General features: G+C 62.7%; 22 protein-coding genes. 7 read left to right on the top strand and 15 right to left on the bottom strand.

The annotated features are described in order from the left end of the window. Positions 1-101: 101 nt before the first annotated feature. Positions 102-755 carry a fructose-6-phosphate aldolase gene (fsa, locus tag AC3WR3_RS03930; RefSeq protein ID WP_201994331.1) on the bottom strand — a complete coding sequence of 218 codons (654 nt, stop codon included), beginning with the start codon at positions 753-755 and terminating at the stop codon, positions 102-104. A gap of 127 nt (positions 756-882) precedes the next feature. On the opposite strand from fsa, the gene AC3WR3_RS03935 reads away from it, so the two are divergent. The 5 genes from AC3WR3_RS03935 (at position 883) to AC3WR3_RS03955 (ending at position 8,031) form a co-directional block, all read left to right on the top strand. Continuing rightward, positions 883-1,779 carry a glycyl-radical enzyme activating protein gene (locus tag AC3WR3_RS03935; protein ID WP_342059943.1) on the top strand — a complete coding sequence of 299 codons (897 nt, stop codon included), beginning with the start codon at positions 883-885 and terminating at the stop codon, positions 1,777-1,779. 4 nt (positions 1,780-1,783) lie between these two features. Further along, a complete protein-coding gene (locus tag AC3WR3_RS03940; RefSeq protein ID WP_492291221.1) occupies positions 1,784-4,216 on the top strand; it encodes a formate C-acetyltransferase/glycerol dehydratase family glycyl radical enzyme in 2,433 nt (810 codons plus the stop codon). 95 nt (positions 4,217-4,311) lie between these two features. Next, positions 4,312-5,058, top strand: a complete 747-nt coding sequence (locus AC3WR3_RS03945; protein ID WP_139434846.1) for a DeoR/GlpR family DNA-binding transcription regulator — start codon at positions 4,312-4,314, stop codon at positions 5,056-5,058. 137 nt (positions 5,059-5,195) lie between these two features. Next, positions 5,196-6,089: an EamA family transporter gene (locus AC3WR3_RS03950; RefSeq protein ID WP_139434844.1), complete on the top strand. Its 894-nt coding sequence runs from the start codon at positions 5,196-5,198 to the stop codon at positions 6,087-6,089. Between the two features lie 136 nt (positions 6,090-6,225). Continuing rightward, positions 6,226-8,031, top strand: coding sequence for an extracellular solute-binding protein (locus AC3WR3_RS03955; RefSeq protein WP_492291362.1), 1,806 nt, complete (start codon positions 6,226-6,228; stop codon positions 8,029-8,031). 86 nt (positions 8,032-8,117) lie between these two features. On the opposite strand, the gene AC3WR3_RS03960 is transcribed toward AC3WR3_RS03955, so the two are convergent. Continuing rightward, the gene (locus AC3WR3_RS03960) at positions 8,118-8,510 is read right to left on the bottom strand and encodes a DUF2750 domain-containing protein (RefSeq protein WP_492291222.1); all 393 of its coding nucleotides are present in this window, start codon (positions 8,508-8,510) and stop codon (positions 8,118-8,120) included. A 94-nt stretch (positions 8,511-8,604) separates the two neighbouring features. After that, positions 8,605-9,162, bottom strand: coding sequence for a hypothetical protein (locus AC3WR3_RS03965; RefSeq protein WP_139434840.1), 558 nt, complete (start codon positions 9,160-9,162; stop codon positions 8,605-8,607). 248 nt (positions 9,163-9,410) lie between these two features. On the opposite strand from AC3WR3_RS03965, the gene AC3WR3_RS03970 reads away from it, so the two are divergent. Next, the gene (locus AC3WR3_RS03970; RefSeq protein WP_139434838.1) at positions 9,411-9,659 is read left to right on the top strand and encodes a TIGR02647 family protein; all 249 of its coding nucleotides are present in this window, start codon (positions 9,411-9,413) and stop codon (positions 9,657-9,659) included. Here the strand turns inward: AC3WR3_RS03970 and AC3WR3_RS03975 are convergent. The 7 genes from AC3WR3_RS03975 to AC3WR3_RS04005 all read right to left on the bottom strand — a co-directional run bounded on the left by AC3WR3_RS03975 (position 9,646) and on the right by AC3WR3_RS04005 (position 15,484). Next, a complete protein-coding gene (locus AC3WR3_RS03975; RefSeq protein WP_342059947.1) occupies positions 9,646-9,942 on the bottom strand; it encodes a hypothetical protein in 297 nt (98 codons plus the stop codon). The two genes, AC3WR3_RS03970 and AC3WR3_RS03975, sit on opposite strands and share 14 nt — an antisense overlap. Before the next feature lie 95 nt (positions 9,943-10,037). Beyond that, positions 10,038-10,247 (bottom strand): cold-shock protein, encoded by a 210-nt coding sequence (locus tag AC3WR3_RS03980; protein ID WP_005331438.1) that lies wholly within the window; start codon positions 10,245-10,247, stop codon positions 10,038-10,040. A 205-nt stretch (positions 10,248-10,452) separates the two neighbouring features. Continuing rightward, positions 10,453-11,553 carry a dihydrolipoamide acetyltransferase family protein gene (locus tag AC3WR3_RS03985; protein WP_454009922.1) on the bottom strand — a complete coding sequence of 367 codons (1,101 nt, stop codon included), beginning with the start codon at positions 11,551-11,553 and terminating at the stop codon, positions 10,453-10,455. A gap of 94 nt (positions 11,554-11,647) precedes the next feature. Next, on the bottom strand, positions 11,648-12,634 hold the full coding sequence (locus tag AC3WR3_RS03990) for an alpha-ketoacid dehydrogenase subunit beta (RefSeq protein WP_202046144.1): 987 nt from the start codon (positions 12,632-12,634) through the stop codon (positions 11,648-11,650). Then, positions 12,627-13,724: a pyruvate dehydrogenase (acetyl-transferring) E1 component subunit alpha gene (gene pdhA, locus AC3WR3_RS03995; protein ID WP_492291223.1), complete on the bottom strand. Its 1,098-nt coding sequence runs from the start codon at positions 13,722-13,724 to the stop codon at positions 12,627-12,629. The genes AC3WR3_RS03990 and pdhA overlap by 8 nt, the downstream gene beginning before the upstream one ends. A 261-nt stretch (positions 13,725-13,985) precedes the next feature. Then, complete coding sequence (gene astE / locus AC3WR3_RS04000) at positions 13,986-15,002, bottom strand: succinylglutamate desuccinylase (RefSeq protein WP_139434830.1); 1,017 nt, start codon at positions 15,000-15,002, stop codon at positions 13,986-13,988. 272 nt (positions 15,003-15,274) lie between these two features. Then, positions 15,275-15,484 carry a DUF1127 domain-containing protein gene (locus AC3WR3_RS04005; protein ID WP_005331430.1) on the bottom strand — a complete coding sequence of 70 codons (210 nt, stop codon included), beginning with the start codon at positions 15,482-15,484 and terminating at the stop codon, positions 15,275-15,277. Positions 15,485-16,007: 523 nt separating this feature from the next. Between AC3WR3_RS04005 and AC3WR3_RS04010 the strand changes: the two genes are divergently transcribed. Continuing rightward, positions 16,008-16,901, top strand: a complete 894-nt coding sequence (locus AC3WR3_RS04010; protein ID WP_492291224.1) for a DNA replication terminus site-binding protein — start codon at positions 16,008-16,010, stop codon at positions 16,899-16,901. An 88-nt stretch (positions 16,902-16,989) separates the two neighbouring features. Here AC3WR3_RS04010 and AC3WR3_RS04015 read toward each other — a convergent pair whose 3' ends face one another. The 5 genes from AC3WR3_RS04015 to AC3WR3_RS04035 all read right to left on the bottom strand — a co-directional run bounded on the left by AC3WR3_RS04015 (position 16,990) and on the right by AC3WR3_RS04035 (position 25,510). Continuing rightward, positions 16,990-20,832, bottom strand: a complete 3,843-nt coding sequence (locus tag AC3WR3_RS04015; RefSeq protein WP_492291225.1) for a DEAD/DEAH box helicase — start codon at positions 20,830-20,832, stop codon at positions 16,990-16,992. A gap of 206 nt (positions 20,833-21,038) precedes the next feature. After that, positions 21,039-21,692: a YceH family protein gene (locus AC3WR3_RS04020; protein WP_042649459.1), complete on the bottom strand. Its 654-nt coding sequence runs from the start codon at positions 21,690-21,692 to the stop codon at positions 21,039-21,041. A 171-nt stretch (positions 21,693-21,863) separates the two neighbouring features. Further along, positions 21,864-22,316: a glycine zipper 2TM domain-containing protein gene (locus tag AC3WR3_RS04025; protein ID WP_202046148.1), complete on the bottom strand. Its 453-nt coding sequence runs from the start codon at positions 22,314-22,316 to the stop codon at positions 21,864-21,866. Between the two features lie 177 nt (positions 22,317-22,493). Then, positions 22,494-24,209: a PglL family O-oligosaccharyltransferase gene (locus AC3WR3_RS04030; RefSeq protein WP_404836760.1), complete on the bottom strand. Its 1,716-nt coding sequence runs from the start codon at positions 24,207-24,209 to the stop codon at positions 22,494-22,496. A gap of 95 nt (positions 24,210-24,304) precedes the next feature. Then, the gene (locus tag AC3WR3_RS04035; protein ID WP_492291226.1) at positions 24,305-25,510 is read right to left on the bottom strand and encodes an LPS O-antigen chain length determinant protein WzzB; all 1,206 of its coding nucleotides are present in this window, start codon (positions 25,508-25,510) and stop codon (positions 24,305-24,307) included. Positions 25,511-25,735 lie beyond the last annotated feature (225 nt).

Below are 25,735 nucleotides of genomic sequence, written 5' to 3' on the forward strand. Positions count from 1 at the left end.
TAGACAGCAAGGCGGCCAGCGAAGGTGGCCACCTCTTTCAAGTCTAGTCGGTCAATCCCCATCACCCGCGCCTCTTCACCCTCCCCCCTCTATCACTGCAATCAGCGGCCGAAGGCGCGCTGCCAATCCTGATCAAACTTCACCAGCGCCGCATCCACCGCAGGCACGTTCAGCAGCTGCTCCGCCACATCGAGCGGCAAGGTGATGGACTGGCAACCGGCCAGCAGGCAGTCAAGGGCCTGACGGGGAGTGCGAAATGACGCCGCCAGCACTTTGCTGTTCGGTGCATGCAGCTCAAGCAGCTGTTGCAGCTCCTGCACGGTGGCGATGCCATCGCCCCCCTGGGCATCCAGCCGGTTCACATAGGGAGCGACATATTCTGCGCCCGCCACCGCCGCCAGCCAGCCTTGCAACGGGGTATAGACAGCGGTACCCAGGGTCGGCACACCGTTGGCGGTCAGGCTCTTGATGGCCGCCAGCCCCTCTGCGCATACCGGGATCTTGATCACCAGATCCGGGTCCAGCTCACGCAGGGCAAATGCCTCGCGCACCATCTCGGTTTCGGTTTTGGCCATCACCTGGGCAAACAGTCGAGCCTTGGGTCCCAGCACGTCGCGCAGGGCGGGCAGCAGCTCGCAGAGCGGCAATCCCCCGGCGGCAGTAATGGAAGGGTTGGTGGTGACTCCGGCCAACGGCAGGATCCGTGACCAGCGACGCACTGCCGCCACATCGGCGGTATCGAGATACAGCTCCATCTCTAACTCCTTAACGGGATGTTCAATATGTCGCCATTCTAGCGATAAAACATCTGCAAATTACTTGATCGAAATCAAATCAACCTTCGAATGAAAGCAAATAGAATAAAAAACAAAAGGAGGCGGTATGATTTTCGACCTGCAACGATATTCAACTCACGATGGCCCCGGCATTCGGACCCTGGTATTTCTCAAGGGGTGTTCGCTGGCCTGTCTGTGGTGTCAAAACCCGGAGAGCCGCTCTCCCAAGCCGGACATCTTATTCGACCGGCGCCAATGCATTGAGGGATGCCAGCTCTGCAGCCAGACCTGTCCGGCAATCTTGCGTGACAGCGAGGGGATCCAGCTCAGCCGTTCAGCCCTCAAGGCCGAAGATATGGAACGGCTGCGCGGTCTCTGCCCGAGCGAAGCGCTGCAGGTGTGCGGTCGGGATGAAACCCTGGATACCCTGATGGACACCATACTGCGGGATCGCCCCTTCTTCGAGCGCAGCGGCGGTGGCGTCACCCTCTCCGGTGGCGAGCCGTTTATGCAGCCCGACTTTGCCGCCGCCCTGCTGGCCCGCTGCAAGGCACAAGGGCTGCACACCGCGGTCGAGAGCTGCCTGCATGTGCCCTGGCACCAGATTGAGCCAAGCCTCCCCTCACTGGATCTGGTGCTGGCGGATCTCAAACACGTGGATAAAGAGCGTTTCTTTAACTGGACCCGCGGCAAGGTGGAGCTGCCCATCGCGAACCTCAAACGCCTCGCCGAGCGCGGCGTGCCGATGCAGATCCGGGTGCCGCTCATTCCCGGCTTCAATGCCGACCGCGAATCGATCGAAGCCATCACCGACACCGCCGCCAGCCTCGGCACTGTGCAAGAGATCCACTTCCTCCCCTACCACACCCTGGGGGTGGGCAAATATGCCCTGCTGGATCTGCCCTATCAGGCGCCGGACACACCACTCGACGACCCCGATTTACTCCACTTTGCCCACGCATACGCCCAACGTCAGGGGCTGACCCCTGTGACCAGAGGATAAGATCATGACCCAGCTCGACCTCAATACCCTCAGCCCGCGGATCCGCGCCCACAAAGAGAGCCTGATCCACATCGTTCAGCCACCGGTCTGCACCGAGCGAGCCCGCCACTACACCGAGGCCTATCAGGCTCATCTCGCCCGCCCGCTGCCGGTGCGTCGCGCCCTGGCGCTGGCTCATCACCTCAAGGAACGCACCATCTGGATCAAGCACGACGAGCTTATCGTCGGCAATCAGGCCAGTCAGGTACGGGCGGCGCCGCTGTTTCCCGAATACACGGTGAGCTGGATTGAGAAGGAAATAGACGAGCTGGCAGACAGACCCGGTGCCGGCTTTGCGGTCAGCGAAACCGACAAGGCGATCATCCATGCCCTAACCCCCTTCTGGCGTGGCCAGACGGTGCAGGATCGCTGCTTCGGCCTCTTTACCGACGAGCAGAAAGCGCTGCTGGAGAGCGGCATCATCAAGGCCGAGGGCAACATGACCTCGGGGGATGCCCACCTCGCGGTCAACTACGAGGAGCTGCTCACGCTAGGGCTCGATGGCTTCAAGGCCAAGGTGGCCGAGCGGCGCAGTCGGCTGGATCTGGCGGATTGGGCCGATCTGCAGCGCGAGCAGTTCCTGCACGCCGTCGCCATCACCCTGGAGGCGGTCAGCGATCATATCGGGCGCTACGCCACCCTTGCCCGCGAGATGGCCGTGCAGGAGTCGCGCCCGGAGCGCCAAAGCGAGCTTGAGACCATGGCGCTCAACTGCGCCCACATCGCCCACCAGCCCCCCGAGACCTTCTGGCAGGCGCTGCAGCTCTGCTACTTTATCCAGCTCATTCTGCAGATCGAATCCAACGGCCACTCGGTATCGTTTGGCCGGATGGATCAGTACCTCTACCCCTGGTATCACCGCGAGGTGGAGCTGTCGGAATCCCTGCCTCGGACGCGCGCCATCGAGATGCTGCAAGGGTGCTGGCTCAAACTGCTGGAGGTGAACAAGATCCGATCCGGCACCCACTCCAAGGCCTCCGCTGGCAGCCCGCTCTACCAGAACGTCACCATCGGTGGCCAGAACTGGCGCGATGGTGCGGCCCATGACGCAGTCAACGGCCTCTCCTACGCGATTCTGGAGTCCTGCGGCCAGCTGCGCTCGACCCAGCCCAACCTCTCGGTGCGCTACCACGCGGGGATGAGCGAGGATTTCCTCGACGCCTGCATTCAGGTGATCCGCTGCGGCTTTGGCATGCCCGCCTTCAACAACGACGAGGTGGTGATCCCCGAGTTCATCAAGCTCGGGGTAAGCGTGGAGGATGCCCACCACTACGCCGCCATCGGTTGCATCGAGACCGCCGTGCCCGGCAAGTGGGGCTACCGCTGCACCGGCATGAGCTTTATCAACTTTGCCCGCATCCTGCTGGCCTCCCTCGATGGCGGCCGCGATGCCACCACAGGCAAGGTCTTCCTGCCCCAGCCCCAGTCGCTGCGAGACGGGAGCTTTGGCAACTTTGACGAGGTGATGGCCCGCTGGGATGAGCAGGTGCGCTACTTCACCCGCAAATCCATCGAAATCGACTGCGTGGTCGACAGCGTGCTGGAGGCGCAGGCCCATGACATCCTCTGCAGCACTTTGGTAGATGACTGCATCGAGCGCGGCAAGACCATCAAGGAGGGGGGCGCCGTCTATGACTGGGTCTCCGGTCTGCAGGTGGGGATCGCCAACTTGGGCAACAGTCTGGCTGCCCTGAAGAAACTGGTGTTCGAACAGGGTGCGGTGGATCAGCACGAGCTGGCCGCCGCCCTGGAGCAAGACTTTGCCGGGCTGGCGGGGGAGCAGCTACGTCAGCGCCTCACCAACGCAGCCCCCAAATATGGCAACGATCTGGACGAGGTAGATATGCTGCTGGTGCAGGCTTACCAGAGCTACATCGACGAGCTCAAGGGGCTGCACAACACCCGCTTCGGGCGCGGCCCCATCGGCGGTACCTACTATGCCGGCACCTCCTCCATCTCCGCCAACGTACCCTTTGGTGCCGCCACCATGGCCACCCCGGATGGTCGCCGTGCCCGCACGCCGCTGGCGGAAGGGGCCAGCCCCTCCTCGGGGTCGGATCGTCTCGGCCCGACGGCGGTGTTCAACTCCATCGGCAAGCTGCCCACGGCGGCCATCCTCGGCGGGGTGCTGCTCAACCAGAAGCTGAGTCCGGCCAGCCTTGAGAACGAGCGGGACAAAACCAAGCTGATGAGCCTGCTGCGCACCTTCTTCGAGGTGCACAAGGGGTGGCATGTGCAGTACAACATCGTCTCGCGCGAAACCCTGCTGGCGGCCAAGGCCAATCCGGATCAGTACCGGGATCTGGTGGTGCGGGTGGCCGGCTATTCGGCCTTCTTCACCGCCTTATCCCCGGATGCGCAAGATGATATCATCGCCCGCACCGAGCACAGTCTCTGACGGGGCGCGTCCCATGGCGCCCGTGACGTCATATGATTGGCAAGCCACCCCACGGGTGGCTTGCCGCTATCCACCACCTTGCATGCGAGCGCACCATGAATCCACGCCACCAACTGATCCTCACCCTGGTCCATCAGGCCCGCAAGATGAGCGTGGCCGAGCTGTCACGGCACACAGGGGTGTCAGAGGTGACGGTGCGCAACGACCTCACCGCGCTGGAGAAACAGGGGCTGCTCAGACGGGTACACGGCTCGGCCATGGCGCTGGAGACCGATGACCCGGATGCCCGGATGAACATCAACTACCTGCTCAAGGAGCGCCTCGCCGAGCGGGCCGCCCAGCTGGTGGAAGATGGCGAGACTGTCTTTATCGAAGGGGGCAGCGCCAACGCCATGCTGGCGCGCCACCTTGCCCTGCACAAGCGGGTCACCATCATCACCATCAGCAGCTATATCGCCCATCTGCTCAAGGACACCCCGGCCCAGGTGGTGCTGCTCGGCGGCCTGTTCCAGCATCAGAGCGAAAGCGTGGTGGGGCCGCTGACGCGCCTCTGTATCGAGCAGGTGCACTTCTCCAAGGCCTTCATCGGGGTCGACGGTTTTCACCCCGAGGTGGGCTTTACCGGCCGCGACATGATGCGGGCCGACGTGGTCAACAGCGTGCTGGCCAAGGGGGTGACCAATGTGGTCATCACCGACAGCAGCAAATTTGGCGCCATCCACCCCAGCCAGCTGGGTGCCCCGGGCCAGATCGGCGTGCTGGTCACCGACGATGCGCTGCCCGCCCCCATGCGGGCAGCTATCGCGGCCAAGGGGATCACCCTGCACTGCGTTGCAGCCTGAACCTGTCATTGCGGCTCGCCGCCTGGACCCGCCCCACCCTCCCCCGCTTGCGACTTGACGCCAGCCACCCTGTCGAGGGTATGCTCGTTTCCTTCCGGCGCCATCTGATGGCCCTGCCTCTCACACAAGGACGCTGTATGCAAGCCAAGGACAAGTGTCTGGCCGCCCTGGTCATTCTCTGCTGGGGACTCAACTTCGTGGCGATCAAATGGGGGCTGGAGGGCATACCACCGCTGCTGCTGGGGGCGCTGCGCTTCGTCGGCGTTGTCTTCCCAGCCATCTTGCTGGTGCCCAGGCCCGCCATGCCCTGGCGCTGGCTGCTGGCCTATGGCGGCGCCATCAGCCTGGGGCAGTTCGCCTTCCTGTTTTGCGCCATGAAGTTCGGCATGCCGGCGGGCATGGCCTCCCTGGTGCTGCAATCCCAGGTGGTGTTCACCCTGCTGTTCGCCATGATCTGGCTGGGGGAGCGCTGGCAGCCTCACCACTGGGTAGCGCTGCCGCTGGCGGGGGCCGGTCTCTATCTCATCGCCACCCATGGCGAAGGCAACCTGACCCTGCTCGGCTTCGTGCTGACCCTGTGCGCCGCCGCCTGCTGGGGCCTTGGCAACGTCATCAATCGCCAGATTGGGCTGCGTTACCAGACCGCGCTGCCGAGCCTTATCGCCTGGGGCGGCCTGGTGCCCATACTGCCCTTCTTCGCGCTCTCCTGGTTGTTCGAGGGGCCCGATGTCATTGCCACCAGCCTGCTCAACTTCAGCTGGCAGGGGCTCTTGTGCGTGCTCTATCTCTCGCTGGTCGCCACCTGGCTTGGCTACGGCCTCTGGGGGCGGCTGCTGATGCGCTATCCGGTGGCCCAGGTGGCGCCACTCTCCCTGCTGGTGCCCTGCGTCGGCATGGTGGCGGCCGCCCTGCTGCTCGATGAGCACCCCACGTCCCTGCAGTGGCTGGGATCCGGCCTGGTGCTGCTCGGCTTCGTGGTCCATCTGCTGGGCGGAAAAATGAGGTTGTTCAAGGCACAAGCCGAGCATTGACCTCGATGGGGAAACTTCCCATGATGAGACAGGCCCTCACGGGCCCCACAGCTTGACCCGGCAGGACGCCAACCATCAGGAGAGCAAGGACATGCTGCACAGTTCACCCTCGGTCATCCCCGCTTTGCCCCGTGTCATGCGGGCCGCGGCCATGATGCTCCCCCTCTGCTGGAGCGCCTTCGGCTGGAGCGCCACCCTGCCGGCGGATCTCAAGTGGGAGAGCAACGACACAGACCCCGTCTATGCCGATCCAGAGGCCAAACGGGGCGGCACCTTCCGTGACTTCATGTCGAGCTTCCCGCTCACCTTGCGCAAGTACGGGCCCGACTCCAACGGCGGCTTCGCCGGTTACGTCCGCGAAACCAATCTGCCCCTGCTCGCCACCCATCCGGTGACCGGCAATCCCATTCCCATGCTGGCCAGCGCATGGGCCTTCGGCGCCGACCACAAGACCCTCTATTTTCGCCTCAATCCCAAGGCGCGCTGGTCGGACGGCCAGCCCGTCACCGCCGATGACTGGCTCTTTACCCTCAAGATGATGCGCAGCAAGGAGATCAATGATCCCTGGTACAACAACTACTACAGCACCCAGATAAGCGAGGTCACCAGGTTCGACGATCACACCCTCGCCATCACCAGCGGCACCGAGAAGAGCCGGGAGGATTTGCTGGAATCTCTGCCGTTCAGCCCGGAGCCGAGCCATGCCATCCAGCTCACGGCCAACTGGGTCAAGGAGTACAACTGGAAGGTGCTGCCGGTCACCGGCGCCTACCAGATTGGCGAGCTGAAGAAGGGCAAGTCGGTCACCTTCAACCGGGTCAAGGATTGGTGGGGTGACGGGGAGCGCTATTTCCAGCACCGCTTCAACCCGGACCGGATAGAGATCAAGGTGCTCAGGGATCAGAACATCGCCTGGCAGCACTTCCTGCGCGGCGATCTCGACACCTTCCCGCTGGTCATACCCAACTGGTGGCACGACAAGAGCAAGACAGCGGAGTTCGAGAAGGGCTATATCGAGCGGGTCTGGTTCTACAACCAGACCCCGCAGTCCCCCATGGGGCTTTACCTCAACACCGCAGACCCGCTGCTCAAGGATATCAATGTGCGGCTCGGCATCCAGTACGCCCTCGCCCTCGACAAGATGATCGCCACCCTGTTGCAGGGGGACTACCAGCGCCTCAACAGCTACGGCTCGGGCCAGGGGGCCTTTACCAACACCGACATCAAGGCACGCCCCTTCGACCCCAGGCTCGCACGGGACTACTTCGCCAAGGCGGGCTTCACCAAGACGGGGCCGGATGGCATCTTGCAAAACGGCAAGGGCCAGCCCCTCTCCCTCAGCATCACCTACACCACGGCGGAGCATGCCCAGCGCCTGACCCTGCTGCGGGAAGAGGCGAAGAAGGCGGGCCTCAATCTGGAGCCGAACCTGATGGATGCCTCCGCCGGCTTCAAATCCATGCTGGAGAAGAAGCACCAGAGCGCCTGGATGGCCTGGAGCAGTGGCCGCTATCCCGCCTACTGGGAGCACTTCCACAAGGTCAACGCCAACAAGCCCCAGACCAACAACATCATGAACCTCGATGACGACGCCATCTCGGCCCTGGTGGAGCAATATGACAAGGCCTTCGACTTCGGCAAGAAGGCCGAACTCTCACGGCAGATCCAGCAGCGGCTCTATGAGCTGGCCAGCTTCGTCCCAGCCTATCAGGTCCCCTATACCCGGGCAGGCGCCTGGCGCTGGATAAAACTGCCCAAGACGCCGGCGACTCCCCAGAGCGATCTGCTCTACTGGCCCCTGGATGGTGCCAACTCGGGCTACAGCTTCGGCGGCCTGCTCTGGATTGACGAGCAGCTGAAAGCGGAGACGAAAGCCGCCATCAAGCAGGGCAAGACCTTCCCCCCCGTCACCCTGATCGACACCCGCTATCAACAGCCCTGAGCTCTCTCCACGCTCTGGCTCGGCGCAAACAAAAGACCCCGCACTGTGGCGGGGTCTTCTTTGTGGCAGCAGCGCCTGGACGGGGCTTAGCCGCGCTTGGCCTGCTTTTGCGCGATGGCGTCGGCCACGTCGGCCGGATCCAGCACTATGCCTTCCTGCTCCGGGGTCGGGAACACGGCCACGCAGAGCTCGTCCTGCTCCATGCCATCGACCCAGCGCTCCAGCCACACCTTGAGGGTGATGGACTGCGGCTTGCAGTCTGCCCACTCGCCTTCGGCCCAGGCCTTGGCGTATTCCGGATGCGGCCAGACCGGGATGCAGTCTTCGTCTTCGGTGGTCAGCATCATGACGCCGTGCTCGTCGGTCAGAACAAACAGCTCTTCGTGCTCGACCAGCTTGCTGATGAAGTGATCAAAGCGGTAGTCGGCGTTCAGTTGCAGCGCTGCATTGCGCTCGGTGTCGCTAAGTTCATAGCTCATTGGTCAAGTCTCTCATTCAATAAAGGGCGACATGTTCACATCTTGCTGGCGCCTTGTCCAGCAAGAGTGCTCAGTCGCCCCTGTTTCGGCGATCTCAGCCCAGCGCCGGGGTCACCAGGGTGATCTCCGCCGTCTCGCAGAAACGCTGGCGCAGCCAGTAGGCGGACTCCACCTCGACGAAACAGAGCTGATCCCGCCCGGCCTGCACACCTTGCATGATCTGCTCGAAGCGCGCCTGTTGCTGCTGCTGCCAGGCGGTCGCCAGCCCGGTGCCATGGGCTTCATCCACCACCTCGCGACGCAGCTCGAACAGGTTATCGGTGATCGGGCTGTTGATCTTGCCAGGGCTGTGCCAGTACATCAGCAGGTTGTCCAGCATCTCTTCGTCATAACTCGCCAGTGCATCCAGCTCGGGAGTATCCCCCTCGCCGCCGGTCCCGAAATCGCACCACCCCGCCGCCAGAGGGGCCAGGGTCTGGGCCCCGCCCCCCTTGCCATGCTGGCGCAGGGCGGCAACATCCGCCCCCTTGATGGAAGGCAGCCAGAGATCCCCCTGATGCTCATCGAGCAAGGGAAGCAACAAGGACGGAGCATAAACAGGAAAGCGGGGACCTAGGGTGTGCAGCAGAGATACCAGAGTGACAGTGATCATGAGACGCGCCTTGAGCTGGAAGACCTGGGTTCATACCTGGCCAGGGGGACAAAAGAGGGACCATTCTACCATGTTTAGCGGCACGCGGACTCTGCTCGCCCAGCCAGCCGGGGCGTGAGGCTTCCGGCCAAAAAAGCAGCGTTCGGGCACAGCCGGTCCAGACAAAGCCCAATACTTTGAGCCAGCGCCCACTAAAGTCAAACCGGGAATGCTAGTTTGCATACATCTTTAGCGTAAGGAGTGCATCCATGAGTGGGATCGACCAGGTTTCTGACGATTTTGTGAATGAGCTGAAAATACTGGCATGCTTTGATCCGGCGAACATGAGTCTGGGGATCAAGTTACGCAGCGACATGTCTGAAGAGTTGTGCCTGGCGGCGCAGCGCCTGCACAGCCAAGGCATGATCAGTGCCGTCGATGGCGGCTATCTGACCCCCTTCGGCATGACCATGCTGGAGCATCTTCAACACCTGCTGGTGGCACTCAAGCCGAATTGAGTTCCTGCGGCGCCCAGAGCGAGAAGTTGAGCAATTCCCAGCGCTTTCCCTGCCGCAGCAGACAAGCAAACAACAAAGGACCTTCGGGTCCTTTTACCTTGCCATCGATCAGCCACTCCCCTGCCCGCTTCGGGACAGGCTGCGCCTTGATCTCCTCGGGCTGCTCTGCCTTGCCCAAACGCACCTGCACGAATTGCTGGCACACGGTCACGGCCTCGCTGGCCGCGGGATCCGGCACGGGAGCATTGGCAAGCACCACGGTCAACAAGAGTGATGGGATCATGATGATGGTCATTGGCAAAGGTGGTTTATCAATATGCCATAAAACAAAAAGCCGTGGCACCAGAGGTACCACGGCTTTCTTAAATTCTGTAAGAATTACAGAGCAGTTACGTTCTCAGCCTGCGGGCCTTTCTGACCTTGGGTCACAGAGAACTGTACGCGCTGACCTTCAGCCAGGGTACGGAAACCGTTACCGCTGATAGCGCTGAAGTGAACGAAAACGTCCGGGCCGTTTTCTTGCTGGATGAAGCCAAAACCTTTGGTTTCGTTGAAAAACTTAACGGTACCGGTGATCATGTTAGACATATCTTTAACCTGTATTCAAAATAATTACTTATGCTTTTCAGCGGATAAAGCTCAAAAACGGGATTAACTTATGAACAACAGGAAAAGATGCAAAACATCATATTCATTGACATAACTAACGCCCTTTCAAGCTGGTTTAGATTATACGTGCCTTTGTCGATTACGCAACCAAATTTGCACCCCGCCAAGGGCAGGGTGCAATCACTTACGCATCCGCTGCTTCCAGTGCCTGAACCAGGGCTTTGAGGAAGCGCGCCGCCTCCCCGCCGGTACAGGCCCTGTGGTCAAATGTCATCGACAAGGGCAGTGCCCGGACCGGCCGCGCCTCCCCATGGATGAAGACCACTTTTTCGAACAATTTGCCCGCCCCTATGATGGCCACCTGGGGTGGCGTGACGATAGGACTGGCATAGCGGCCCGCGATGGCACCGAAGTTGGTGAGAGTGATGGTCGCCCCCTGCAGCATCTCTCGCGGCACGGCGCGTGCCTTCACATCGGCGATCATCCGATCCAGTCCGAGCCTTATGTCCGCCCTCTCCCGCTCGGCCACGTTCTCCATCACCGGCACATAGAGCCCGTGCTTGGAGTCGACGGCAATGGCCACGTTGACCTCCCTGAACAGCCGTCTTGACAGGGTATCCCCGTCAAACCAGGCATTCATGGAGGGCTCGGCACGACACGCCACTCCGATGGCCTTGATGAGGCGCACCGTCACGTCTTCGTCTGCCCGCCAGTGACGCAGGTCCACCTCGTCGGTGATGCTGACCGGCACCACTGTCTGATGGGAGTGCTCCATCGCCTTGGCCATGGCCCGGCGCGAGCCCTTGAGGAACTCGTTGCCGCTGCTCTGCAGCGCTTCGAAGGCGCTCTGCACGTCCTGCTCGGTCACCATGCCGGCGCTGCCAGTGCCCTTGAGCCTGTCGATGTCCAGCCCCAGTTTTTGCGCCAGCAGACGTACCGCCGGCATGGCCTGCACCAGGGCGCCACCGGGTGCCATGGCTCCCACCACGAAGTGATCCTCGATGTGCCGTTGATGGGCGCTGACCTTGCCCACCACAGTACCGTCGTCTTCACCTCCTTCGAACTCCACCAGGGGAGCACCGATGTGGAGTATGTCTCCCTCCTGGCCGCACAGCCTGGCGATCACTCCCGCCACCGGCGAGGGCACATCCACCAGCGCCTTGGCAGTTTCCACCGACAGCAGCACCTGATCGACACTCACGGTATCGCCGGCACTGACCTTCCATTCGACTATCTCGGCCTCGGCCAAACCTTCGCCCAGATCCGGTAATTTGAAAAATTTCATGACCAGTTCTCCATACGCGGGAACATCACCAAAGATTGACCGACTTCATGGCTCTTCCTTGCTCGGGCGCCTGGGCGCCAACAGTTGAGAGACGTCATAGCCACTTGTTCTCCATCAGTTGGTGAGCCGCATCCGCAATATCCTGCTCGGTGATGAGGTAATACTCCTCGTTGCGATAGTAGGGGACGGCGGCATCCACCCCGGTGAGGCGCTTTGGCGGCGCCTTGAGGGAGGTCAACGCCTCCTCGGTGACCCGCGCCACGATTTCGGCACCGACCCCGAAGCTGCCGCACGCCTCGTGCACCACCAGCAGACGCCCGGTCTTGCGCACCGAGGCCAGGATGCTCTCCATGTCCAGGGGCTTGATGGTGGCGAGATCCAGCACCTCGCACTGGATGTCCTGCTCCGCCAGCAGGGCGGCGGCTCGCATCACCTCCTGGATGCAGGCCCCCCACGCAACCACGGTGAGATCCCGTCCGGGTCGCAGGGTGAAGCAGACATCCAGCGGCAGGCCGACGCCGTCATCCACCACGTCCGACTTCATGGAGCGGTAGATGCGGTCCGGCTCGAAGAACATCACGGGATCCGGATCGCGAATGGCCGACAGCAACAGGCCATATGCCCGTCTCGGGCTGGAGGGGATGACGACCCTCAGACCCGGAATATGGGCAAACAGGGCTTCGACACTCTCGCTGTGGTGCTCGGGCGAATGGATGCCAGCGCCATAGGGGGAGCGGTAGACGATGGGACAGGATAGCCGGCCACGGGTGCGGTTACGCATGCGCGCCGCCTGGCAGATGATCTGCTCCATGCCGGGGAAGATGAAGCCCTGGAACTGGAATTCGGCCACGGGCTTGAGTCCCTGGGTCGCCATGCCGACCGCCACCCCGGCGATCAGCCCCTCCGCCAGCGGTGTGTCTATCACCCGCTTGAAGCCGAACTTGTCGCGCAGGCCCACGGTGGCGCGAAACACCCCGCCGTTGACCCCCACATCCTCACCCAGCACCACCACGTCGGGGTCGTGCTCCATCTCATGGTGCAACGCCAGATTGATGGCTTCGAGCAGTGTCATGTCACTCATGGTGTGTCTCCCCGCCGCGCTGCTGCATGCCCTTGGCGATGATGCGCTGACGCTGGACACGGTACTCCCGCGGCAGCTCGGCAAACTGGTAATCGAGCAGGGTTTCCGGCGCCTGCGGCGCCATGCCTTCATAGGCGGCCACGGCACGCTCGACCTCCCGGCCCGCCTCCGCCAGCAGCGCCTGCTCCTGATGCTCGTCCCACCAGCCCTGATCGGCCATGAACTGGCGCAGCCGCTTGACCGGCTCCTTGGCCCAGGCGGCTTCCACCTCGGCGGCCTCGCGATAGCGGGTCGCGTCGTCGGCCGTGGTGTGATCCCCGAGCCGGTAGCTGACGGCTTCGATCAGCGTCGGCCCCTTGCCGCTGCGGGCCCGCTCCATGGCGGCGCGGGTCGCCTCATAGACGGCCACCACGTCGTTGCCGTCGACCTGCAGGCTGCGCACCCCGGCCCCTATGCCCTTCTGGGCCAAAGTAGGCGCGCTCGACTGCAGCTTGCGTGGCACCGAGATGGCCCACTGGTTGTTGTTGATGATCATCACCATGGGGAGGTGCCAGACGCCGGCACAGTTGAGCCCCTCGAGAAAATCCCCCTTGGAGGTGCCTCCATCCCCTATGGTCACCACGGCGACCCTGGGCTGGTTGCGCAGCTTGAAGGCGGCCGCTATGCCGGCGGCATGGGTGATCTGGGTGGCGATGGGGACGCAGATGGGCAAGTCTTCCGACAACTCGCCATCGGCCTTGTAGAAGACACTGCCCCTTTCATCTCCGCCCCAATATTGCAGGTTCTGCTCCATGGGCACGCCCCGCACATAGAGGGTGGGCATGTCCCGGTAATAGGGCACATAGACATCCTCCGGCCGCATGGCGAGACCAACCCCGATCCCCACCGCTTCCGCCCCCAGGTGGGAGGGAAAGGTGCCGAGCTTGCCGGTTCGCTGCAGTGCTATCGCTTTCTTGTCGTAACTGCGCACCATCACCATGTTGCGGTAGAAGGTGTGCAGCATCGCCTTGTCCAGCCAGGTCGGCAGTGTCGCGACCGGGCGCCCCTCCTCATCGAGGTAACGAAGGAAGGGGATGTCGACATGGGTCATAACTGGCTCCTTGCCGTTGTCAGCGTCACCACCATGAGGTGACCCTTAGAATGTAAATAAGATGTTAAGCAAAGGGCAACGTGATTCATTCAGGTAAGACCAGTAGAAACTTCTTTAATTTCAGAAAGAAGATGAGATTTTCGGCGAGCAGAAACGAAGAAGGGAGCCCTTTCGGGCTCCCTCTCAGGGCGAGTTCGGGATCACGACCATCCTGGCCACGCCGCCAGGGGCGCAGGGTTGGTGTGAAAAGAGGGGCTCAGATCACGACCACAGGCGGGTGGGCACCACCAGCAGCATGGTCCGCTGGCCGATGGCCACGTTGGCATTGGGGAAGACCACCGCCTCCCGCGCTTTCTCTACCCTGTACTGGCGATCCCCGTCTTCCGCCAGCACAAACCCCTGGGGAAATTCGGTGAAATTGTCCACGTCGCTGGCAAACAGGAAACGAAACGCGGCCGTTTGCTTGTTGATCACCCGATCGATGGCAAAAATCGTGAAGTCATCCGCCCGCCAGGGCTCGAGCGCCACCTCATCCTGGGTCACCAACTCCTGCAGCGCCTGACGCGCCTCGATGAAGCGGGTCATGTCGTTCTCGCCAAAGGGGCGCACCTTGCCAAGCTCCACCGTGAAGGCATGAGCGCCATGCTGGTGCGAGCTGTAATAGCTGAAGGTGGTGGTCGGGCCGCTCGAGAGCAGTATGGTGCGCACTCCGCAGGCCCCGAGGAACTGCACCTGCTCCTTGCAGTGCGGCCGCTCGTGGGGGAAGGGGTAGACCGCAAACTTCTCGTGACGGGAGCCGCGAATGGCGGTGTGCAGATCGTAGTGATAACGGGGCCGGGCGGGATCGGCGAAGAAGCGGCTCACATACTGCTCCAGGCGCATGGCGCGAATGCGTTCCCGGTTGCACAGCCCCTCCCCCTTGCTGTGGGCACCACTGAAGAGCCGGTTCATGTTCTCCTCCACCTCGCGCGCCCCCTGGTTCATGGCGGCAGGGTTGCCAAAGAGGAACAGCACCCGGTGGCGGGCCTGAAGCTCCCCGCTGAGCAGCCGGGTCAGCAGCTGGTTGCAGATCTCGATGGGGGCAGTCTCGTTACCGTGAATGCCGCAGGAGAGCACTATGTCCTTGCGCCCGCCAGGCAACCCAGGCGCGGGCTCCAGGCAGAGCACGCCGGTGTCCCACACGCTCACCCGGGTGCCGTTGGCCAGGTCGAAGGCAAAGGGTTCGAGCTGCCACTCGTGGCGGCGGGTCAGGGCCAAAAAGTCATGCTGGGGAATCATCCATCTCACCCTCTTGTCTGGAATGCCATGGCCGGATTATACGCAAGGCAGCCGGGCTTAAAATCAGTTTTTAAACAAATTCAAACAGTAAGGATACAAAGTTGGCGAGGGATGATGACAATTCATGCCACTGGGGGCAAACAGAAGGAAAAACAGACAAGGGGAAAAACAGGAAGCGGCAACAGGGGAAAAATCAGGCTCGTCTGGGGGCGAAGAGCATCAGGCAGAGCAGTTCAGATCAGAAAGAAAACGAGGCATCCATGCCCGGCTGATCAACCACGCCAGAACGGCTTGGTGGTCTCTTGATAGCGGTCAGCTTCGTTCAGACCGATGTCCTTGAGCAGGTAGGCGGGCAGCTCGGAGAGCTGGCGACGGCTGCGGCTGCGTTCCAGCCAGGTCAGGACAGTCATCTTGACGCGAGCAACCAGATTCGATTCGCTGGAATCCTGGTAACCGGCTTCGGTATAAGTCATGTTGGCCATGATATGGCTCCTCTCTCTAGTTCTGCGCAAGGCTCGGATTTGATGCGCAAAGCTTAGTCAGGGCGAGGAGGTGCCTCAATTGACGAATTTTGATACATGGGATTAGTAAAAGTAATGGCTGATCTCGCCATGGGGTGAAACACAAAATATTGATTTATATGTAAAATATTAAACAGACATTCCCTCCCCCAGCCCGGCAGCATTTTCTCCTGCATCATCTGCTTCTAAGTATGCAGTTTCCCACGTTAGCTATGCAGAGCCCGAGTGCCAGGCAGGACGCGGCTACCTCGGCCCAGGCGCCAATTGTTAATCGTTGGATCACTTAAAGATCGTTATTTAACAGGATGATACAGACAGGCAACCCTCGGAAGGCGACCAGGGCTGCCACCCCCGGACGGCGCTTGAAAGGCGGCACTTGGCGCCTTCCCGTCATACTGGTATGGTTATTTATACAGTACTTTAATCATGCCCCCTGATCGTCACCTTTAGGGCGACGAATTGGGGAAACAGACAGGATATGCCGATGGACACCTTTACCCCCACCGCCGCCCTGCGTCAACAGATGGACGAACTGGAAGACGCCCTTGCCCGTCTCGCCAGACAGCTCGGCCAGCTCGAGTTGCTGGAGGCCCATGTCTATCCCCTGCCCGCCGTGCCGCAAGGGGAAGAGCACGATCCCATCGAGGCCATAGAGGTAGGCTATCTCTCGGGGGAGGAGGCGCTGGCCGCCACCCTGGCCGCCTTTCAGGATCACAGCGCCCGCCCCGGCTGCTCCACCAAGGCGACTCACCGCCTGCCTGGCTGGTTGCGCTTCCCCGCCGCCAGCGCCCCCCTGTTGCAGCCGCTGCTCGACGAGATCAACGGCCACAAGCTCGCCTTCAAGGCGCTGGTGCAGGCCGCCGGCGGGCGGGACGAGAAGTTCGAACTGGTGCACGGCGCACTGCCCGGGGTCATCACCCTGCAGGTCTATCGCAAGCTGACCCTGCTCACCGGAGAGCTGCATTCCCTCGGCTTCACCTGGGCCGACAAGCAGAGCATCAGCCGGCTCAGCCGGGAGCAGGTGCTGGAGATGCTGGAGCGCAGCCGCCGCTATGTGCCGGCGCTCTCCAGCAACGAGGAGTGGAGCAAGATGGTGGATCAGGAGGTGTACGACATCCGTCGTCTGCCGGCGGATGCGCAGCTGCGCATCCCCCGGCCGGTCAAGACCCATCCCATGATCAACCTGCTCTGGCAGGACAGGGAGCCGCGCAAGCAGCAGCTCAAGGCGAGCCTGCCCCTGCTGCTCTGCTCGGACAATCCGCCCAGCGTCACCCACCTCGGCCACTATCCGCCCAAGCTGCGCCAGGCCCGGCGGGATCGCAAGATTGGCGGCGAAGCCATCATAGAGCGGCTGCACCTCTATCGTTATCAGGGCTAGCGCCTCCTGGCCAGAGCCGGACCATGACTCCCTGAAACAGAGAGGGGGATGGCCACCAGGACCATCCCCCTCTCGCACCCAGCCGCCCCTAGCCCATCAGCAGCGCGCGCAGGCTCTCCACGTCCAGGCCGCGCACCTCGGACTGGCCGCTCAAGAGGCCATCGGCCAGGGCCCGCTTCTCGTCGTGCAGCGCCACTATCTTCTCCTCCACCGTCTGCTCGCACACCAGTCGATAGACGGTCACCGGCTGGGTCTGCCCCATGCGATGGGCCCGATCGCTCGCCTGATCCTCCACCGCCGGGTTCCACCAGGGATCCAGGTGCAACACGGTATCGGCCTGAGTCAGGTTGAGGCCTGTGCCCCCCGCCTTGAGGCTGATGAGGAACAGGGGAACAGGGTCGTGACGGAACCGTAGTATGGACTCCTGACGGGACTTGGCGGAGCAGCCCCCGTCCAGGTAGCAGTAGTCCCATTGCCGCTGCTCGATGCGGGCCCGCAGCAGGCTCAGCAGATCGACGAACTGGCTGAACACCAGCACCCGGTGCCCGCCATCGATGGCTTCTTCCAGCAGCGCCATGGCCTCGTCCAGCTTGCTGCTGGTCTGGGACCACTCCGGCATCACCAGCTCGGGAGAGCAGCAGAGCCGCCGCAAGCGGGTCAGGCCGCTCAGCACGTGCATCAGGGCGCGGCCATCGGCGCTTTGCACCTGCTGCACCACCTCGCGCCTGGTCGCCTCGTAGAGCTGACGCTCCTCGGGGGAGAGGCTGATGTGGTGGATGATCTCGGTCTTGTCCGGCAGCTCGGTCAGCACCTGCTGCTTGAGGCGGCGCAGAATGAAGGGGCTGATCACCGCCCGCAGCAGCGCCATGTGCTGGGGATCCTTCACCGCCTTGCCGAAGCGGCGCTTGAACTCGCCGAGGCTGCCGAGCAGGCCCGGATTGATGAAGGTGAACAGGCTCCACAGCTCGCCCAGGTGGTTCTCGATGGGGGTGCCGGAGAGGGCAAGGCGAAAATCCCCCTCGAGCTGGAACAGCAGCTTGGCACGCTGGGTGCCGGCATTCTTGATCTGCTGCGCCTCGTCCAGCACCATGCTCGCCCAGCGGCGGGACTTGAGGGACTGGGCCAGGCTGCCGAGCATGCCGTAGTTGACCAGGATGATCTGGCCCGCCCTGGCCTCCTGGATCAGGGTCTCCCGCTCGGCGGGATTCTCGAACACCACCACCTCCAGCTCGGGGGCGAACCGCGTCACCTCCTCCTGCCAGTTGGTGACCACGGACTTGGGCACCACCACCAGGGCGGGGCCGAGGTGCTGGCGCATGCGCAGCACCATGAGCGCCTGCAGCGTCTTGCCAAGGCCCATGTCATCGGCAAGACAGGCACCGAAGCCATGGTGGGCCAGGGTCGCCATCCAGCGTACCCCCTCCTTCTGATAGTCCCGCAGCGCCGTCAGGAGCTCGGGGGCACACTCCACCTCCTGCTGCCACTCCTGCTGCAGGGAGTGCCAGGCATCATCCCCGGCCGTGGTCACCGCCGACAGCAGGCGGGCCAGGGGGTAGGCCAGCTTGTTGTTGATGCGCTGCTCGGTATCCAGCATGGCCCCCAGCATGGTGAGGCGCTCCACCAGCTTGTCGCTCAGCATCAGACTGGTCTTCTCGTCGAGCTGAACGGTGCGCTGACCCGGGGTCAGCTGGCGCAGGATGAGGCGCAAGTCGAGGATCTGGTGCTCGTCCAGCGCCAGCGCCCCCTCCACCTGGAACCAGTCCTGGCGACGCTCGATGCGCAGGCTCAGGGCCGCCTCGTCGAGGCTCTTGAGACGGGCGCTGTCCTGATGCCAGTGAACGACCACTCCGGCGTCCACCAGCTCGGGCAGCGCATTGACCAGGGTCAGTGCCTGCTCACCGTCCAGCTTCCATTCGTTGCCCGGCAGGCCGATGGGCAACTGGTTGCGCAGCAACTGGGCCTCAGCCTTCTCGGCGGCCAGATCCCGTTGCCAGTAGTGATAGTCCCTGACGCCCTGGCGCACTATGGCCTCCCCCTTGCCAAGGGGCAACGGCGGCAGCTCCCCCTCCCGGGTCACCAGCTGGACCACCAGCTGACCATCCTGCCAGTCCAGCTGGACCGAGGGCACTCCGGGCCAGGGGGTCAGCTCGGCATTGCCGCTGAGCCCCTCGACCTGGCTGTGCCAGGGCAGCTCGGGAATGTCGTCCAGGGTGCGTTGCAGCTCGGCGAGCCCGTCCGCTGGCAGCAGCGGAATGGATTCCAGCGCAGGCAGTCTGTCCAGCAGCGCCTGCGGGGTCAGGATGAGCTGCCACAGATCCTGGGCCAGGGGCACTATGTGCGCCCCGCGCGCCGCGGCGGCCGGGCTCAAGACGGCGCTCATGCCCTGCTCGGTGGCGACCACCTGCAGCAAGGGGGCACTGATGGCCAGTTGCAGCTTCTGCCCCTTGGCGTTGAACAGGCGCGGATGGCTGGCCAGGGGGGCCCAGGCCTCCCGCGGCAGCTTGCTCATGCCCCGTGGCAGGGTGCGCACCAGGGCCCAGTCCGCCTCGTCGAGCAGGGCGGCATACTGGGTGGAGAGCAGGGCCGGATCGACCCGGCGCCCGGCTGTCCACTCCCCCTTGGTGCTCTGTTTCTGGATCTTGCACTCGAGCTCGGGCCCTTCTGCATGCAGCAGCCATACCAGCCGCTCCTGCGCCTTGCGCACGCCGCTGGAGCGCCCCAGCCCCTGCAACCAGTTGAGCCAGCTGGCCGAGGCGGGGGTCTTGTCGTCATCCTCGGCGTCGCTGGCCGCCTCGGGAGCCGGGGTGGCACGCAGTTGCTGCAACGGGGGACGCTCGGCCCCCTCCCCCAGCAAGAGGCGCAACAGATCCTGGCAGAAGGCCATCAGGCGATGGCGAGGCTCGGCCTCCAGCACATGGGAGAGATCCCACTTGTGCAGTATGGCCACCTGAGGGCTCTGCTCGCCGTGGCGCGCGAGGGCGCAGAGATCCAGCCAGAGGTAGCCCCAGTGGAGCTCCTCCAGCGGCAGTTGCAGGGTATCAAACAGGCCTATCGCCTGACCGTGACGATCACCGGCCCACTGTCCCAGCAGATCCGAAAGCAGGGGGAAATGGTTGCCAAGGCTGCGCTGCCACTTCTTGCGCTGCTCGCTGGCGAGCACGGGATCGGCCTGCTGCAGCCAGCCAAGCCAGAGCAGGGCGCTGAACATCCTGGGCCAGGGCTCGTGCGCCGCCACGGCCTGCCACTGCCCCAGCGCGCCGAGCAACCGCTCCGCCAGGGGCTGCTCATCCCCCTGCTCCGCCAGTTGTTTCAGGGCCGGCCAGTGAGTGGTCACCTCGCCGGCCAACGGGCCGCAGAGCCAGTCCCACTCGCTGGCCAGCGCCTCGAGGCGGCTTGCCAGCACAGGGGCGCAGGCCGCGGTCACGGACGCCAGCGGCCAGCGCGCGTCAGGCTCGGCATCGAGCAGGGTCTGCAGGGCGAAATGTTCCAGCAGCAGCTGTTGCCAAGCAGGGCTTGAGCCCGGCAGCAGGCGGTGGGCATCGGGCAGGTCCAGCAGGCTCAAGAGATCCGCGCTCTGGTAGTAGGCGGGGATCTGCCCCGCCTCCCCCAGGCAGAGTTCGCGCACCACTCCTTGTGCCATCTCCTGACCGGTGACCGAGGGGACCCGCGTCCAGTCCGGCATGGGGCAGGCCCCTCCCCGCACCGCCAGGATCAGGGTCAGGGTGCCCTCCGCCGTCAGACTCCACTGCTGCTCGGTGCGCAGCCGTATCAGCCCTTGCTGCTGCAACTGGTTCAGCATCTCCGTCAGCGCCTGCCCGGGCGAGCGCTGCGCGTACAGCGTGTCTTGCAAATAACGGGTACTGGCGGCGCGCTGCAGTTGCAGCTCGCTGAGCAGGGCATGGCAATCCGAAGAGAGGGTGAAGGCTGACATCAGAACTCGCGGGCAGGTGCAAAGGCGGAATTTTAACGGGAAAGCGGCGGCGGCTCGACCCTTAACCGCGAATTAGTACAAAAAAAGCGGTCAGGCTCATAAAAGCGGGGACAGGGAGCCGGGCAGCCCCTCTTCTGCGGGCGGCCAGCAGGGCATGAAAAAAGGCGCCGCAGCGCCTCTTGATGGGGTAAGCAAACTCGCCGGATTCAGCCTTCCAGGTGCGCCAGACGGGCTTCCAGGGCCTGCAACTGCGACTTGAGGCGCTCCACTTCCTCTTCCAGCTGGCTCAGGCGATCGGCGGCAGGAGAGGCATAGCTGCTGGCGGGAGCGGCCTCGGCCAAGGCTTCCAGATCGATTTCGCCGCCAAACAGGTGGGCATAGCGGGATTCCCGCTTGCCCGGCTCCCGGGGCAGCTTGACCACATAGGGTCCCCGCTCGACCAGCGCGGCCAGCACCGCATCCACCTCGGTCACATCGTCGAAGCTGCACAGCCGGTTGGTGCGCGAACGCAGCTCACCCGGGGTCTGGGGGCCCCGCAGCAGGAGTTCGCAGATAATGCCGAGCTCCTGGGCGCTGAACTTCAGTTCACCGAACTCGGTGTTGCAGAAACGGTGCTGGTAGCGGGGCACCCGGGCATTGAAGCCGGCGGTGTTGACCACCAGGCGGCGGCGGATCAGCTCGTCGATGACGGCGCGGATATCCAGCTCGGCGAGCTCGAGCACGGGTTCACGGTTGCTCTTCTGGTTGCAGGCATTGACCAGTGCATTGAGAGAGAGAGGGTACTGATCCGGCGTGCAGATCTCTTTCTCTATCAGGCAGCCGATCACGCGAGCCTCTAATGGGCCTAGTACTATCTCCACTTCAACCTCCATTGCCAAACGTTAAGGCCGTTATCTTAGCCAAGGCGCTCTCGCCGTCCAGCACGGAACCGCATTTTTGCGAGCCGATGAAACCCTTGATGAAACATCGTACAACCCGGCCACGGCCAAAGGGCAACACCATACCGCCAGGAAGCCAACACCAGGCAGCGCCTAGACGGACTTGTCGACCCGGGTATCCGTTCCCGTGGTCAGGATGCGCACCTTGTCCCCTTTATTGAACGTGAGCGCGGGATCCTGATCCTGCACGACGCTGAGCAGTTTGCCTGCCTCGGTCTTGATCAGCAGCTCGACTGTCTGCTTGCCCTGCACGCTCTGCTGGTTGCCCTGACGGCGACGGGAAGCCTCGGCCCCCGCCACTGCCCCCACAGTGGTGGCGACGGTCTGGCCAGAGCCACCGCCAAATTGGCTGCCGACGGCAGCACCCAGGGCGGCGGCCCCTATGGTACGAAGTGGCCGGGTTCCGCCCTGCTGGGGCGCCACCTCCTGGGTCAGGATGCGACTCTCTTGCACTGTGCCGTATTCCACCTGGGCGCTGGTGCCTGCGAGGGCCGGTGTGCCCATCAGGATGAGCAGGCTGGTAATGATGGATGCAATCTTCTTCACTATGTCGACTCCGATGACGACTGAGACCCGATGGCGCCGACACCGCGCCTGCGCGGCCCCGCCATCCCCATTCGGGAGACTACACCGCCGATCCTGACTGTGAGCTTGCCTGAGGTGGAAATGATCACGGCCGCAGGGCGGCCGTGATGGGATAAGGAGAAGCGGTGCCCGGCCCGCTCATGAGGAGGGCTTGGGCTCCAGGGTCGAAGCGACCGACTTGGCCGCCGAGGCGGTGAGCAAGGGCTCACCCGGATAGAGCATTAGCGCCTGGGTGCGCAGGCGGCTGGCCTCTTCGGTCCGTCCCAGCGCATTGAGGGCGATCACCATGTTGGCGTAGATGTTGGCCCTGGGGGTATGACGCACAAACGCCTGCCCCCAGTCGAGATAGGCTTCCAGTTCTGACTTGTTGTTGGCCTGCAAACCCACCATCAGGCGCACCGCATTGACGTCGAACTCCACCCGGGTCAGCCAGGCCATGGGGTTGACGATGTCGAGCAAGAGCGCAGGCTGCTTGTAGCCGCCGCGCTCATACTTGGTCACCACCCAGGCGGTATGCAGGGCCGTCAGCATGAAGGGAACGACGATCAGAGGGATGCCAATGGCCAGGAAACGCAGCAAGAGCCAGGGGCGATAGACATGCTCCCGCCAGTTGGCATGGCCAGCGCTTCCCCCCTCCTCCACCTCCGCATCCAGCACATGGATGAGCAGCAGCAGCGCCCACCACAGGGCAATGGCATGGTAGAAGGGATACTCGGTCTGGGTGTGCAGCAGTATGGGGATCACCAGGGCCAGCAAGGCACTCCCCCTGACCCAGCCAGCCCGACCCAGTCGCCACAGCAGGGCCCCGCCCATCAGCGCCATGCCGAGCATGGGGGCCAGCCCCCCCTCCACCGCCCAGTAGAGAAACTCGTTGTGGGGGTGATCCAGGTTGTACTCGATCTGCACCATGGCGGGATTGAGCGCCTTGTCCGCCATGTAATGCTGGAGGAACACGGACTCGAAACTGCCATAGCCCCAGCCGGTCCAGGGCGCCTCGGCAATCAGCCTGGCGGCATAGGGCCAGTAGATGGATCTCATGCCGCCGGACTGATACATCTCAAGCCCCCGCCTGGCCCCGGCCATCCAGTACTGGGAAGCCAGCCCGAGCGCTATGCCCAGCCCAACCAGCCCCAGCACCCGGCCCAGTTGCCGCTCGCGATGCAACTGCGGCAACAGCAGGATCAGGGCCAAGGCGCCTCCCAGCTGACCCACCCTGGACTGCAGCACCACCAGCAGCAAGGCGGTCGCCAGGATCACGGCATGACGCAGCCCCTTGAGCCAGGGGTTGACGTGCCCTCGCACCTGAAGCCATATCGCCAGGGCAAGCCCGGTCGCCATAAAGCTTGCCATCACATTGGGCTGCTGGAAGATGCCATAGGGGCGATTGGTCCTGGTGTCGTAGCCAATCCAGTTGCCCGGCACCAGCAGGTAGTACTGCACCAGGCCGAGCAGCGCCTCTATGGCGACCGCCCCCAGCAGCAGGTAGAGCAGCCGATCCCGCATCTGACGGTCCAGTCGCCACTGATAGAGGCAAGCGAGAAACAGCAGACCGGCAAACAGCCCCAGCAGGCGGGGGATGGCATAGTCCTTGAGCTCGAAGCCCGGATAAGCCATGGGCAACAGCAGCAGCAAGGCCCCCAGCCACAGGGCCGTCAGCAGCGGCGAAACCACCAGCCGCTGGCTGAGGGTGACCTGCCACAGTCCCAGCGCCATCACCAGGCTCGCGAAGATCCAGCCCCAGGCGTTGAAGGGCAGGTAGAGCCCGGCCCCGCCCGGGTTGTGCATGAAAAAGTGCATGCCCAGCAGCCAGTAGAGGATGCTGACCAAGCCAAAGATCCCTGTTGTTGTCCTCATCGTCCCTGATCCCTGCAGCGTCATTTCCATGGTGTCGTCACCAAGCGTCCAATACGTAAAAGGGGGCAACCGCCCCCTTGTTCACTTCCTTGCCATCATGCTGGCTCTGGCCTGCGAAACGCATGACGGACCAGCACTATGCCCACGCCCAGCATGCCGCCAAGCAAAGTGGCCAAAACCACGACCAGTGAGCGCTTGGGTTTGTCACGGCTCAGGGGTTCACTCGGTGAAGCCAGATAGGCGAAGGACTGGAACGGTAGCTCCTCCAGCTTGATGGCCTGGAGACTGCTGAGTTGCAGGCGCAGATCGCCGATCCCTGGGTTCATGAACTCGGGATTCTTGATCTCCTTGAGGATCTTGAGCTTCTCCGCCAGAGCGCGAGCCCCCAGGTCGATGGGCAGGCTGCCCTGATCCTGCAGGTTCTGCACCGGCGCCTCCAGTCCGGCCACCTGGGCGATGCGAAGACCGTACTCGGTACGCAGAATATCGTCTTGCAGCTGTTTGAGGGTATCGGCCTTGGCACTCTCATACTGGGTCTGCAGCGTCTTGATCCGGTTCTGCCAGATGGTATTGAGCTCCTTGCCCTTGGCCGCCGACTCCTGCATCTGTATGAAAGCGATGTATTGCGCCAGACGCTCCTTGGCCTCGGTCGCCGTGCCTGCGGCGAAGGAGAGGGTGACATCTTCGCGCAGTTTGTCCGGGGCCTTGGCACTGATCCCTTCAGTCATTTTCTTGAGCAAACGCCGCTTGTCTTGCGCGTCCGTTGCCCCGGACTGCGTCGCCTCGGCATCCAGATAACCTTTCTCCATCAGAAACTGACGCTTGTTATTGAAGCTGTTGAAGCTGTTTACAAAATCATCGTAGAGCGCCTTCTTATCGAAGGAGGTAAAAGCTGTCACCGGTATCTGGGCGTTGATCAGCTGGTTGATGTTGAGCTCGAGCGATTCCACCTCCTTGAGGGTAGGCTGTTTGATCTCGGCCTGACTGACCCAGACCTGGGGGGCCAGCAGGGCGTAGGCAATGCCTGCAATGGCAAATATGATTGCTGTCAGCAGGATCAATATTTTCTGACGCCACAGCATCAGAATCAGCTCGCGTAGATCAATCTCATCGCCAGAGGAGGCTTGCCAACCCTGAGGCAGCTGACTATCTGAGTTATCGAATACTTTTTTGTTCATACTGGGCTCTAAAGATGATGATGTTACTTCCAGAAAGGAGCCTGACGGTCTTTGTCCGGCAAGACTAATGGCACATTGTCCATGAGGGGCCACGCAATTGCCAGCGTCGAGCCAGGCCATCATAAAAATAGATGCCTGCCATCACATACAGGCTCACCGGACAGAAAGGCTTATCGACTATGGCTGCCCCTATTCCTTGTCCATCGAATACCAAAGCACAATACCGCTCAGCATCCCGCACATAGTTGGCAAACAGGCCATCCTGACGCTGGTCCACTGAAGCTGATAAGGCAACTAGCCCTCCATAAAAGATATAGCCGGCAAGGCAGGGACTACCGGCGAGGAAAG

It is taken from the genome of Aeromonas sp. EU05-FHT14A05 (assembly GCF_058791175.1).

Excerpts from the sequence above, each read along its gene's own strand:
- fsa (WP_201994331.1), bottom strand. The coding sequence starts at position 755 with ATGGAGCTGTATCTCGATACCGCCGATGTGGCGGCAGTGCGTCGCTGG.
- AC3WR3_RS03935 (WP_342059943.1), top strand. The coding sequence starts at position 883 with ATGATTTTCGACCTGCAACGATATTCAACTCACGATGGCCCCGGCATT.
- AC3WR3_RS03940 (WP_492291221.1), top strand. The coding sequence starts at position 1,784 with ATGACCCAGCTCGACCTCAATACCCTCAGCCCGCGGATCCGCGCCCAC.
- AC3WR3_RS03945 (WP_139434846.1), top strand. The coding sequence starts at position 4,312 with ATGAATCCACGCCACCAACTGATCCTCACCCTGGTCCATCAGGCCCGC.
- AC3WR3_RS03950 (WP_139434844.1), top strand. The coding sequence starts at position 5,196 with ATGCAAGCCAAGGACAAGTGTCTGGCCGCCCTGGTCATTCTCTGCTGG.
- AC3WR3_RS03955 (WP_492291362.1), top strand. The coding sequence starts at position 6,226 with ATGCGGGCCGCGGCCATGATGCTCCCCCTCTGCTGGAGCGCCTTCGGC.
- AC3WR3_RS03960 (WP_492291222.1), bottom strand. The coding sequence starts at position 8,510 with ATGAGCTATGAACTTAGCGACACCGAGCGCAATGCAGCGCTGCAACTG.
- AC3WR3_RS03965 (WP_139434840.1), bottom strand. The coding sequence starts at position 9,162 with ATGATCACTGTCACTCTGGTATCTCTGCTGCACACCCTAGGTCCCCGC.
- AC3WR3_RS03970 (WP_139434838.1), top strand. The coding sequence starts at position 9,411 with ATGAGTGGGATCGACCAGGTTTCTGACGATTTTGTGAATGAGCTGAAA.
- AC3WR3_RS03975 (WP_342059947.1), bottom strand. The coding sequence starts at position 9,942 with ATGATCCCATCACTCTTGTTGACCGTGGTGCTTGCCAATGCTCCCGTG.
- AC3WR3_RS03980 (WP_005331438.1), bottom strand. The coding sequence starts at position 10,247 with ATGTCTAACATGATCACCGGTACCGTTAAGTTTTTCAACGAAACCAAA.
- AC3WR3_RS03985 (WP_454009922.1), bottom strand. The coding sequence starts at position 11,553 with ATGAAATTTTTCAAATTACCGGATCTGGGCGAAGGTTTGGCCGAGGCC.
- AC3WR3_RS03990 (WP_202046144.1), bottom strand. The coding sequence starts at position 12,634 with ATGAGTGACATGACACTGCTCGAAGCCATCAATCTGGCGTTGCACCAT.
- pdhA (WP_492291223.1), bottom strand. The coding sequence starts at position 13,724 with ATGACCCATGTCGACATCCCCTTCCTTCGTTACCTCGATGAGGAGGGG.
- astE (WP_139434830.1), bottom strand. The coding sequence starts at position 15,002 with ATGATTCCCCAGCATGACTTTTTGGCCCTGACCCGCCGCCACGAGTGG.
- AC3WR3_RS04005 (WP_005331430.1), bottom strand. The coding sequence starts at position 15,484 with ATGGCCAACATGACTTATACCGAAGCCGGTTACCAGGATTCCAGCGAA.
- AC3WR3_RS04010 (WP_492291224.1), top strand. The coding sequence starts at position 16,008 with ATGGACACCTTTACCCCCACCGCCGCCCTGCGTCAACAGATGGACGAA.
- AC3WR3_RS04015 (WP_492291225.1), bottom strand. The coding sequence starts at position 20,832 with ATGTCAGCCTTCACCCTCTCTTCGGATTGCCATGCCCTGCTCAGCGAG.
- AC3WR3_RS04030 (WP_404836760.1), bottom strand. The coding sequence starts at position 24,209 with ATGAGGACAACAACAGGGATCTTTGGCTTGGTCAGCATCCTCTACTGG.
- AC3WR3_RS04035 (WP_492291226.1), bottom strand. The coding sequence starts at position 25,510 with ATGATGGCCTGGCTCGACGCTGGCAATTGCGTGGCCCCTCATGGACAA.